8 protein-coding genes are annotated in these 12,462 nt (G+C 40.3%); all 8 read right to left on the bottom strand.

Annotation, left to right across the window (positions count from 1 at the left end):
• Positions 1-41 precede the first annotated feature (41 nt).
• On the bottom strand, positions 42-5,975 hold the full coding sequence (locus EKB01_RS01145; protein WP_167265335.1) for a ZmpA/ZmpB/ZmpC family metallo-endopeptidase: 5,934 nt from the start codon (positions 5,973-5,975) through the stop codon (positions 42-44).
• Positions 5,976-5,977: 2 nt separating this feature from the next.
• A complete protein-coding gene (locus EKB01_RS01140) occupies positions 5,978-6,541 on the bottom strand; it encodes a TIGR01440 family protein (protein ID WP_167265333.1) in 564 nt (187 codons plus the stop codon).
• 109 nt (positions 6,542-6,650) lie between these two features.
• Positions 6,651-8,342, bottom strand: a complete 1,692-nt coding sequence (locus EKB01_RS01135; RefSeq protein ID WP_167265331.1) for a sensor histidine kinase — start codon at positions 8,340-8,342, stop codon at positions 6,651-6,653.
• Positions 8,339-9,076, bottom strand: a complete 738-nt coding sequence (locus EKB01_RS01130) for a response regulator transcription factor (protein WP_167265329.1) — start codon at positions 9,074-9,076, stop codon at positions 8,339-8,341. The genes EKB01_RS01135 and EKB01_RS01130 overlap by 4 nt, the downstream gene beginning before the upstream one ends.
• A gap of 70 nt (positions 9,077-9,146) precedes the next feature.
• On the bottom strand, positions 9,147-10,259 hold the full coding sequence (gene msrB, locus EKB01_RS01125) for a peptide-methionine (R)-S-oxide reductase MsrB (protein ID WP_167265327.1): 1,113 nt from the start codon (positions 10,257-10,259) through the stop codon (positions 9,147-9,149).
• A 9-nt stretch (positions 10,260-10,268) separates the two neighbouring features.
• On the bottom strand, positions 10,269-10,832 hold the full coding sequence (locus EKB01_RS01120) for a redoxin family protein (protein WP_167265325.1): 564 nt from the start codon (positions 10,830-10,832) through the stop codon (positions 10,269-10,271).
• Positions 10,833-10,845: 13 nt separating this feature from the next.
• Positions 10,846-11,556, bottom strand: coding sequence for a thiol-disulfide oxidoreductase-associated membrane protein CcdA2 (gene ccdA2, locus EKB01_RS01115; protein ID WP_109290130.1), 711 nt, complete (start codon positions 11,554-11,556; stop codon positions 10,846-10,848).
• Between the two features lie 163 nt (positions 11,557-11,719).
• Complete coding sequence (locus EKB01_RS01110) at positions 11,720-12,271, bottom strand: GNAT family N-acetyltransferase (protein WP_109290131.1); 552 nt, start codon at positions 12,269-12,271, stop codon at positions 11,720-11,722.
• Positions 12,272-12,462 lie beyond the last annotated feature (191 nt).

Below are 12,462 nucleotides of genomic sequence, written 5' to 3'. Positions count from 1 at the left end.
CAAAGCTGATCTACCTTTTTTCATTTTACTAGTCCTATCTACTATTTAGTGAATAAATCTCCAGTAAATCCGTCTGATTTCTGCAAGAGTTGTTTGTAAACTTTCCATTTAAGATTCACTGTATTATCAAATTTATTACCTTGAAGGTCTTTTTCAACTGCAGCATCGAATAGCTCTTGAAGTTTTTCATATGTTGAAATCTTTTGACCATCAATTTCAATTTCTACAAAACCTTTCTCAGCTTTAGCTCTGACTTCTTTATACCATTCTTTCTTCCACTCTTCTAATGTATTAAATCTACCTTTAGAAACTTTTTGAATGATAAAGTCATCACCTAGACCTATGTTGCCGGCTGCTTTAGATTCTTGTTTATACTTGTTAGATGCATACCCTAAGAATCCATCAAGGTAACCGTAGTAGCCCCACATACGGAATGTATTGTGTTTGAATGAGATTGAGCCAGCCGTACTCTTACTTGTGTTACCACCGTAAATACCAGTCATCATATTCACAACAGTATAAGCAGAATCGAATCCTTCAGTACGGTAATGACCATTACCTGGTAGCCCGTGTTTAGTAGCGAAGTTGTTATCTACAAGTTGATCAATAGCTGTCAGTTTCATACTCTTCTCATCATCATTTAAATCACGAACTAAATCCCATTGGTGTGGTGCACCTTCTAACTTATTATAGCTCGCTTTTTCGCGATATTTCTTATCGATTTTCTTGAACCACTTATCGTTAGTTCCAGTATTTTTCTTGATGACAGATTCTGCTTCTAAGTAATCAAGCATCATCATTGATTCGTTATAGTTCTTCATGTAGTGATCAATCTTCTCACGACTACTTAACATATTAGGATCATAGTTATAAATTTGTGTACCATCATTTTTACGTTCGTACGCCATATTCAATCCAAGTGAACCATATTCACCATTATAGTTTGTAAGAGATGGTGATTGTAGCATACCTTGAGCAAATGATTCAATATCTGTCCCTTCACGGTGACGCCATGTTCCTAAGTAGGCCATACGGTCATTGATATGAGTTGTTTCGTGAGTGAATGCAGATGTACCATAATCACTAATCATACTAGAGATGATGTAGTATACAGCTTCTGAATTTTGTGGGTTAGAAAAGATATAAGCGTACGCACCCATACCGTTATATCCGTGCCATTTACCTGTAGGTCCATAGAACTCACGAACTGGAGCATAGTCACCATTCTTATTATGACCCATTCGGTCAGCCCATCCATTACCTGGAACATCTTGGTTATCCCAAATTGCTGATGGAACCATGTTTTCAGATTTCAACAACTGATTACGTACATTATCAGCAGCAAGTCTTGACCAGAAGTCTAAGTAATTAATTTGCTCTTGAGCACGTAAGTCGATTTCTTTCTTAAACGCTTCACGTTCAGATTCTGTATTCTTACCATATTTCTCAAATGCACTAAACGCTAGCGTATTGTACGTTGAAATTAAGAACATGTGAGCCTTCTTCGTATTAAGAAGTGGTAAAATGTATCGACCATGTTCACCGTTATTTAAGTTTTCATATAAGTGATATTTCTTATTAGCAAAATCAGGGTTAGATGATTGTTTCTCAACTACATAGTTAGTATGAGAAATAGCTTTCTTATACCATACATTCATATCAGTATCTTCTGTAAAGAGTTTCATGTTATATGTTAAGAAGTCATTTAAATTACCTTTACCTGTTGCTCCCGCAATCACATCACGATAAGCATCTTGAGTTCGGTCTCCTTTCAAGAAATGTTCACGTGAACCAATTTGAATCAATCTATCGATAACGCTAACGTTCTTACCATAAAAATCAGGCTTGAACATCATAAGGTCTTTAATGCTCATATCATTGTATTTAAATCCATAATAACGATTTAAATAAGTAAGAGCCATCATAATTTTAGCTTTGTTGTCTTCTACTTTTTTAAGAAGAGCTTTCATGGCAGCTTCATCACTATTCAATTGATGGTCTTCGTTTTCGGCTAAAGCTTTGACTAATTTATCCAAATTAGCTTTAGTTTCTTCAAAGCTTTCTTCAAGGAATAGATTTTTAATATAACCATCTTTACGACCATCAGTATTTTCTTCAGCTTTACCACGTTTGTCCATTAACGCACGCACTTCAGGTGAAATCAATTCAACACCTGCTAATTTTGCTTTAATATCGTTGATTAATTGTGTTCTATCTTTAACAACCATATTCGGTGTATAAACGACGTCACCAAGACCTTCGATACTATATTCACGAACTTGTTGGACTTGAGAATCAGCTTTACGTGTGACAACTTTTTCTTCCTTAGTACCATCAGCATAATGAATCATAATATGATCAACATCTGACAAGTCAGTTACAAATTGCCCATCTTTCATACCTGTCACAGATAATACTTCTGTAGTTAATAATTTAGATCCTTCAGGAGTCTTATTACCTTGATTCACAATCCACTCTTTATTGTAGAACGGTTGAAGTTTTTCAACATTTCGGTAAGCAAGTTCACGTTCTGCATTATAATCTTGAGTAGTTTTGTACGTGTCTTCTTTATACGCTACGTGATTTAATTTATCAGTCAAATATGGTGTGATTTCATATTTATCGGCTGTGATATTGAACGAAGCAATCCGTTTATCCGCTTCTACTTGGTCGACACCCTTAATCTGTTTTGAACGGTTATAAGAAACGTTACCTGATGCAACATCGTTCACATACACATTGTTCTTGAAGTAATCAAATCCGAAGTATGGGTCACCTGAGTCAACTGACCCTGAACCATACATCATTTCACCATTTGTCACTTTCATCATGCTGACGTTATTTTCAACCCAACCCCAGTCATAGTTTTCGTGAATTAAACCACCGCTTTGATTATTGGTTTTGAGTGTCAATGTCCCTTTGGCCACAGATTTAGTTAAACGACCTTTTTGTTTAACATCATTTGGATTTCCACCATGGTTGACTTTGGCAATCAATCCACCAAATTTAGCATTGTTGGCTTTAATGTCAGCTTCAACATAAGAACTATCTACATTGCTTCTCCAGCTTTCACTTACAAGTCCACCAGACCACCAACCTTTGTTACCCACGCTTTCGATTTTACCGATAAAGGCTACATTACGCATATTGGATTCATCTAGTTTGTTGACCATACCTGTAACGTCGTTATTACCAACCACATTACCCGTAACCTTAATATTCTCAATCGTTGAGTTCTTAAACATATCTCCAAGTGGAGCTGTTTTATCAGCCCACGGCATATTGATATTCACATTACCAAAGTTGATGTCATGAATATGAGCATTTTCAACACGGTTGAACAATGGTCGAGCTAGATTGTGAATGGTATAACGTTTATCACCTTCACTATACAACTTACCTTTAAAAATGTTCGTCACGTATTGTTTATTCGGAGTCGGAACATTTGCTGCATTAAGATCCGCACCAAGTTTAAACTCACCCATTGGGTTAGCTTGCATATCTTTTACAAGCTCATTGAAGTTGTAATATACATTACCTTCTTTTAATTTTTGTTTTTCAAAGTAATGAACATACTCTTCACTGAAAGTATCATCTGCTCTACGTTGAACTAAGTTTGGAGCTTTTGCTACCACTTTGTACAATGTTTTTCCATCGACAACCACTTCTTCAACAGAACTTACCGTAAGTCTTGTTGTCTTATTATCATGAGTTGTCACTCGTAAGTAAAATGGAGCAACGTCTGTCGGTTTTTCAGTAAGTAAGCTCTTATCTGTTTCAACACCAGCATCATCCACACTCATCAAGCTTGTTTCTTTGATGTTTTTGATTTCAACTTTTTTAAGGTCAAGTCTTAGCGGTTCTTCTTTCAGAACCTCTTCCTCATCACCCTCACCACGGTCATAAACCATCTTCGTTTCAAGTTTATAATCCTTGTAGTACTGTAAATCTGTCAGGGTAGTTGTCAAGTCGTCTGGTGAAACATTCAAGGTTTTGACAATCTCATCACCTTTTTTCAGAGTTAAGGTAATAGATTTAATGGCTGCCTTACTTGGATTTTCTAGACTATACTTAACATCTGAAGTACGCTTCAAATCCTTAGGCTCAACTGCTGTGATGGTCAATACTGGTTTTTCAAAGGTCTTGGTACCACGTTTCAAAATTTTGTCTTGAGGTGCCTCAAGGATTTCCTCTGTAACTTTTGGAGCGTCCTCTGTTTTAACTCCCTTAATGGTATTAAAGGTTTTGGTGATTTTTTTCTGGCCTTCTTTTCCTTCTTGAGCTACAACTTCTAAGCCTTTTTTCAGTTGGTCATCTTCTTTAACAACTTCCTTAAATGGAATCTTTTCAAGACTTTCTTCTACAAGAGTTCCTTCAATTGGTTTTGTCCCACGACTTACCTGTTGGTTTACAGGCTCCTTGGTAACTTCTGTGCTAGTTGAAAGAACTTGGTCAGTTTTAACACCTTCTACTGTTTTATAAGTTGTTTTAGTAACTTGACTACCTTTTTCACCATTTCTTACGACAGTTTCTTCGTCCGTATACTTGGTTGGATCCTCAGTCGTTTCAGTTTTGTAGTCTAGGTCTGTAGTCGATGTTTCAACAAGGGTTCCCTCAGTTACTTTGTACTCAGGTAACTGTTCTTGTACAAGAGCTTGACCTACTTTACCTTCCTCTTGTGTACCTTTTACTTCTACTGGAGCATCTGGTAATGTTGGTTGCGTCAAAGCTTGACCTTCTTTGCCTTCTTCTTGGGTTCCTTTTGCTTCAACTGGAGTCTCTGGCAATTCAGGTTGCGTTAAGGATTGTCCTGCCTTACCTTCTTCTTGAGTTCCTTTTACTTCAACTGGGGCTTCTGGTAATTCAGCTTGTGTTAAGGCTTGTCCTGTCTTACCTTCTTCTTGTGTACCTTTAACTACTTGGTGAGTTGGTTCAGCTTGTGGTACTGGAGTTGGAGCAGGTTGCACCTCTTTCTTAGTTCCGACTGCAATGACTTGCGACACAGGATTTTGGACTACTTGGTCTTCGATGACTTCTCTAACTTCTTGACCGTTAACCATCGATACCTTGGTTACAAGGCGACGCTGACCATTTACTCCGGCTGCGACGATACGAGTCTCTCCTTCTGCTAGATTCGCATCTGGGCTTGTGACTGTTTCAAAAGGAATCTCTACCAAGCTCTCTTCCTGTCTAGTCTGAGGATTCTCAAAAACTGGTTTTTCTTCAACAGCAGGAGAAACCGGAGTTTGTGCCACAGGTTTTTCAACGACAGTTTCTGGCGCAACAGTCGGTGTTTCTTGAACTACTTCTGTTTTCTCGATTTCATTTGCACTTTGCTTTTCTACTGGCAACTGAGGCTTCTCAGCTGAAGCTGGACTTGATGGGTGGAGTTCTGCTTCCTTGAAGTAACCAATGTATTCATAGCCATCAATATGGATAATCCCTTCAGCCAAACCTTCATGTGTAGAGGCCGAAATAGTTTGGTTATAAGAAAGCAATTCTTTATTTTCAAATGCAAATGTCCCATAAGGTACAAAAGTGCTGGCTCCCAAAGAACCAATCAAGAGAACACCTAGGACCTCTTTGCGACCTTTTTTGGATACCAAAAAGACTGCTAGTGAGGCTGTTGCCAAGCCAAGACCAGCCAAGGCTAGTTCTTTACTTCCTGTGTAAGGAAGTTGTTGACTGTTAGTTGCTTTCTTGCGATAAACTACATAGAGAATATCTTCATCTTGAAATTCTGTAGGAACTTCATGGTGAATCAGGGCTTTTTCAGACTCGGTCAATTCCTGCTCCGCCAAATAACGGTAATGAACACTATGAGCACCGCCAGCTTCATTGGCATGCACTTTATCTACTGAAAGGGTACTGACACCAAAAAGGAAGGCCCCGATGGCTACAGGACCTACTCCAACAGTGAGCTTACGAATCGAATATTTGGTGATTTTTTCTAGTTGTTGTTTTGTTTTTCTCATTCTCACGACTTTCTGATAGAATCTTGTGGATACTGCGCACGCGCACCTCCAATTAATTTGGGACGACTTGCAAGAGCCGTTACATGGGCATGCCCAATCTCTCTCAAAAGAGGGCGAATCGGAACCTGAACATGCTTGACATGCATACCAATTGCAGTGTCTCCGATATCCAATCCAGCATGAGCCTTGATAAATTCAACCTCAACTGGATCCCGCATAAACTTGAAGGCTGCCAACTGACCCGAACCTCCTGCATGAAGTGTAGGAAGGACACTGACGATTTCAAGACCAAACTGCTCTGCCACCTGACGTTCAACAACGAGGGCACGATTAACATGTTCACAACCTTGAACAGCTAGATGAATTCCTTTTTCCTCTAGGATATCTAGGATGGTTTTCACGATGATTTCCCCAATTTCTTGACTGGATTCCTTGCCAATCTGACCACCCATCACCTCACTAGAAGAAAGGCCCAAAACAAAGATAGCTCCCTGCTTCAAATTGGCCTTGTCTATTACATCTTCTACAATCTGGCTTGTTGCTCTTTGAATGTCTTTTTCCTTCATACTTGATACCTCTTTTGTCACTATCTATCATATCTTTTTTTACTGATTTTATCAAGGCCAACTAATCATCCTGAATTTTAAAAGTAAAACTCCCAGAATTGACTGGGAGTTAGCTAATTACTATTTTATTAATGTATATTTCAACCGTCGTCCCTTTTGAAGGTACAGAATTGATCTTCATCTGGTAATTGTCTCCAAAATGAAGTTTGAGTCGTTGGTCGACATTTTGAAGGCCAACTCCCCCACGTTTGAGCTGACTTTGACTACTATCGCCAGCAGCTTGGAAACCAACACCATCATCCTCAATGCGGATGACAAGCCCTGTATCCTGTTTCTGAACAGAGACTTTAATATGACCCTGACCTTCCTTTTCCTTAATACCATGGTAAAGAGCATTTTCTACAAGAGGTTGCAACACCAACTTGGGTAAGACTAGGTTACCAAAAGCAGGATCTTCATCAATCTCATACTCCAGCTTATCACCATAGCGTTGTTTCTGGATAAAGAGGTACTGGCGGACATGATTGATTTCATCAGAAAGAGAAATCAAATCCTTGCCTTGATTGAGCGCCAAGCGGAAATAGGTTGCCAAAGACTTAGTCACCTGAACCACTCGCTGACTATCCTGAAATTCAGCCATCCAGATGATAGTATCCAAAGTATTGTAGAGGAAATGGGGGTTAATCTGGCTTGACAAGGCCTGAAGTTCATACTGCCGGGTCGCTTCTTCCTGCCTGCGCACATCTGCCATCAACTGATCAATCTGATCCAACATGGCATTGAACTGGCGAGTCACTTCTCTCAGTTCATAGGCACCAGCTTCCTTAGCACGAAAATTTTGTGTACCAGAAGCAATTTCCAGCATGGTTTCTCTTAGGTCCTTCAAAGGGGCAATCCAGCGTTTGAGACTGAACCACACCAAGCAGAGACAGGCAAGAAGAGATAAGGCACTAGCAGCAAGCAAGGTCCACATGAGTTGACTCCGAACCTGGTCTAATTTTTCCAGCGAAGACACGCCTATAACCGTCCAATCAGTCCCTGCAATCTGTTCCTGACTGACGTAGGATTGGTGGTCTAGAGTATAACCCTGCCCTGTCTCGATGTAGGGTTTCATGGCCTCCATTTCACTAGCTGAGCTATAGACAGTACGTTTAGGATGGTAGACAAATTCATGGTTTTCATTGATGATAAAGGCAAAGCCCTGCTGGCCCAACTGGAGTTGGTTGAGATATGCTTCCAGAGTTTCATAGGAAATATCCAAGCGAAGCACACCTAAATTGGTTCCCTTTGCATCAACAAGTTCCTGAGTGACAGAAATAACCCACTGGCTGTCTGATTTACGAGCTGGGGTTAAAACTGGCTTAGCTCCCTGATGAATAGCCTTTTGGTACCAATCCTCAGCCATCATATCTGAGGAAGTTTTCATCTGCACACTGTCATCTGTAGAAATGACCTGACCGGATTTGGTGACCAGTACCACCGTTTTCAGGTCCTGGTCTGCCTTTAAGATAGTCAAAAACAGATCTCGGATTCCCTTGACCTTATCTTGACTGGGATTCTCAGCATAGGCCAACACATCCTTCTGCTGGGTCAAACTGGTAGAGGTGGTTTCTAATTTTTTGATATAAGACTGAATAAAGTTGCTAGTTTGGCTGATAGTTGTTTGGCTATTACCCTCAATAGTAGCCTCAATGGCTGATGAACTCGATTGATAGTAGAAAGTCCCAACCAGAGCTAGGAGAATGAGAAAGACCAGAAAGATGGAAATAACCATTCTGACTAGGAGAGAAGAACGCTTCATCGACCTTCTCCCTTCTTAAACTGACGAGGTGTCACACCTGCAATCTGTTTAAAACGTTGGGTAAAATAGTTCATATCTTCAAAACCAACCTTTTCGGCTATCTCATAAATCTTTAAATCCGTGGTCAGAAGCAAGAGCTTGGCTTGTTTGACACGCTCTCTCACCAGATAATCCTGAAAAGGCAGCCCCAACTCTTTCTTAATCAAGGAGCTCAGATAAGTCGGACTAAAGCCCAATTCACTAGCTAAAGACTTTAAACTAAACTGACTGTCAGCCAGATGGGACTGGATTTTCTGAGCAATATTTCCCTCAAACTTATCGGTTAATAAATCTTGTAACTGCTCTTCTTTTTCTTCCTTGTCTAGTTTTTGCTTGATTTTCCCTAACATTTCCTCAATATCCTGACGAGAAAAGGGTTTGAGCAGATAGTCATCGACACCTAGTTTGACAGCAGACAAGGCATAATCAAAATCATCGTAACCCGTTAAAAATACCAGATGCACCTGGGGATAGGTTTCTCGGACCAGCCTGGCCAACTGGATGCCATTTAGCTGAGGCATATTGATATCGGTTAAAATGATGTCTGGCACCTGCTTTTGAATCAAGTTCCAAGCCTGTCTTCCATTTTCAGCCTGACCGATGATTTCCATATCGTAGGCCGCTACATTAACCAGCTTGGTCAAGCCTTGTCTTACCAGATACTCATCTTCTACGATTAAGATTGTGTAGGTCATGCTCTGCTCCTTTGTCACTTACTAGTATCAGTATAGCAAAATTCTCCTCTAACTGCTTAGGAAAGACTTCTTAATCGACATAATCTAGTAAATAGGCATAGCCTTTTTCTGCCATTTGGTCTTTGGGAATAAATCGGATAGAAAGACTATTGATACAGTAGCGCAAGCCACCCTTGTCCTGAGGCCCATCTGTAAAGACATGGCCAAGGTGAGAATCTCCAACTCGACTTCTCACTTCCATGCGCGTCATATTGTAAGACTTATCTTCCTTGTAAGTGACAACATCTGGACTAATTGGTTGGGTGAAACTAGGCCATCCGCAACCAGACTCAAACTTGTCCTTTGATGAAAAGAGGGGTTCGCCAGTTGCCACATCCACATAGATACCAGATTCAAATTTATCCCAGTAACGGTTTGAAAAAGCTCGTTCTGTTTGATTTTTCTGGGTGACTGCATACTCCTCAGGTGACAAGGTCTTTTTCAATTCTTCATCGCTTGGTTTTGGATATTTGCTGGCATCAATGACGGGATAGGCTGCCTGATTGATATTGATATGGCAGTAGCCATTTGGATTTTTCTTGAGATAGTCTTGGTGGTAATCCTCAGCCACTACAAAATTCTTCAATGCCTCCTTTTCAACTGCCAGAGGTTGGTCGTATTTCTTAGCAACTTCATCAAAAACTTGGTTGATTACCTCCAAATCCTTGTCATCTGTGTAATAAACGCCGGTACGATACTGGGTCCCCACATCATTTCCTTGTTTATTTTTGCTGGTTGGATTGATAATACGGAAGTAATGAAGCAGGATTTCTTTGAGGGAAATTTGATTGGCGTCGTAAGTGACATGAACAGTCTCCGCATGTCCTGTTTGGTTAATCAATTCGTACTTGGTTGTTTCCCCTCTACCATTTGCATAGCCTGAAACGGCATCTGTCACTCCGGAAACGCATGAGAAGTATTCCTCCACTCCCCAGAAACATCCCCCAGCTAGATAAATTTCGTGCAAGTCTGCGTCTTTACTAATTTCTGTTTTTTTCACTGTTTTTCCTCCTTGGCTAACTGATGCTTTCTCAATTTGCGAGCTATCTGTCTGCCCTGCATTTCGCATCAATAGAAAATAGAAACCGGTTAGGACTAGGAGAATGACCCCTGCCAAGACAAACAATTTTACTTTATCATTCATAGCCTTTCTCTACCCCATTTCTTTCAATTCTTTTAAAATCATTTCCTTCTCCATAAAACCTGGTTGCGTTTTGACCAGCTTGCCTTCCTTGTCTATAAAGGCTTGAGTCGGATAAGAACGGACACCATAACTTTCCAAGAGTTTACCTGATGGATCAATTAAAACTGGAAAATTTTTATAATCTAAGCCCTTGTACCAGTTCTTAAATTCAGCTTCCGCTTGTTCCCCCTTGTGCCCAGGAGATACCACTGTCAAGACCACATAGTCATCACCAGCTTCTTTAGCGATTTCGTCCGTATCTGGAAGGCTGGCTAGACAGATGGAACACCAAGAAGCCCAGAATTTGAGATAGACTTTCTTGCCCTTGTAATCAGACAAACGATAGGTCTTACCATCTACTCCCATCAGTTCAAAATCAGCAACCGCCTGACCTTTAGTCGCAGTTTTCGAACTAACTTGTTCTGTTTTGGATTGCTCCTTCATAGTAGACTCGTCTGACATGTTTTTAGTCGAACAGGCTGCCAAGCAACAAATTGAGCCTACTCCAAGGAGACATGTTTGCCATTTTTTCATTTCTTTTTCCTCTCTATTCAAATAATGTAGTCAAAATGGAAGCATTTCCCAAAAGCACCAAGATTCCCATCACGATAATGAGAAGACCACCCATTTTTTTGAGGGTTCCGAGATAAGGATGGAGTTTTCGGAAATGTTTCAAAACATAGCTGGAAGCAAGAGCTAGAACCAAAAATGGTAGCGCCAAACCCAGCGTGTAAATCAACATGAGACCAGCACCCTGCCAAGCTCCTGAACCACCTGAAGCCGCCAAGGCCAAAACAGACCCCAGAACCGGCCCCACACATGGCGTCCAAGCAAAACTAAAGGTTAACCCCAGTAAAAATGCCTGACTATAGCCGTTACCCTTTTGCTCCTGTCTCTTTAATTGTAGCCTTCTTTCCTTGTAAAGTCCCTGCAAATGTAAAACATCCATCTGGTGCAAGCCCAAGAGAATGATAATCGCACCCGTCATATACTGAAACCAAGAAGCATACAGCAAATTGCCTAAAAAACCAGCTCCATAACCCAGTAAGATAAAAACAAAGGAAATCCCCGCTATAAAGGCCAGAGTTCGCAATAAACTTACAACTGAGATTGAAATTTTTCCGCTAGAAACCTGAGCACCATCTTTGTCATCCAACAAGACCCCTGCATAGACTGGCAACAAGGGTAATATACAAGGAGAAAAGAAGGAAAGAATTCCAGCAAGAAAAACACTGATAAAAAAGATTACATTGTCCATATCTTTTCACCCTTCTTTCTTTTGATAAGTCTATTATAATTCCCAACTCTAAGAAAAAACAGGGACAATAATAGGGAAAAATAGGAATTTAATCAGTTTATTCAAAAATCTGGCACAAAAAAAGCCAGACAAGGTCTGACTTTGGTAGATACAGAAAAGAGAATCACCTGTCTTCCCTACTTATCTGGTAATAAATAAGGTCCGCAACGTAGTCTTTTCTCTCCACACCATTAGCAATGGTTTTTAGATAAGACATTCCCGCTTTTTCCATCACACGGCCTGAAGCTGGGTTGAGACTAGCGTAACGAGCTCTGACTTTTTGAAAGCCTGTTTGAGTAAAACAAAAGTCTAACACAGCTTTCAAGGCCTCCGTCATCATACCATTTCCCCAATAATCTTTTCCTAAAACATACCCAATTTCACAACTTGAATCAGGCTCATTCATCTCAACGATGCTGATATCTCCTATCACATGCTCAGGATCTTCTTTGAGACAAATGGCCCATTTGTAATAGTTGGGATTGGTATAGGATGCAACCCAATTTCGAATCGAATTCCGAGTCACCTCAACATCAGGATGAGGATCCCAGGTGACATAGATTAGATTCTCAGCAGACGAGGCCCAATTTTGAAACATGGCTTCCGCATCACTCTCCACAAATCTTCTCAAAATCAAACGTTCTGTCTGTAACATTTGCGTACCGATTGCTTTCATAATGTTACCTCGCTTTCTAAGCTTAAGGCTCAGGGTAAAAAGACTATACTCAGTAACAGCTAGAAAACAAGTTTTTCATCTAGTTACTTGACGCAGTCGCTGTCTGGTTTGAAATGCGCTTTACCAAGCTTTTTCAAACCTAGTCATCCTTGCGGGGGTGAGACAAGGAAAATCAAACTCTTCGAGTTACC

Origin of the sequence: Streptococcus sp. CCUG 71758 (assembly GCF_011714815.1) — a bacterium.
GTDB classification, from domain to species: Bacteria; Bacillota; Bacilli; order Lactobacillales; family Streptococcaceae; genus Streptococcus; species Streptococcus halitosis.
This window is presented reverse-complemented; position numbering and strand designations above follow the sequence as displayed.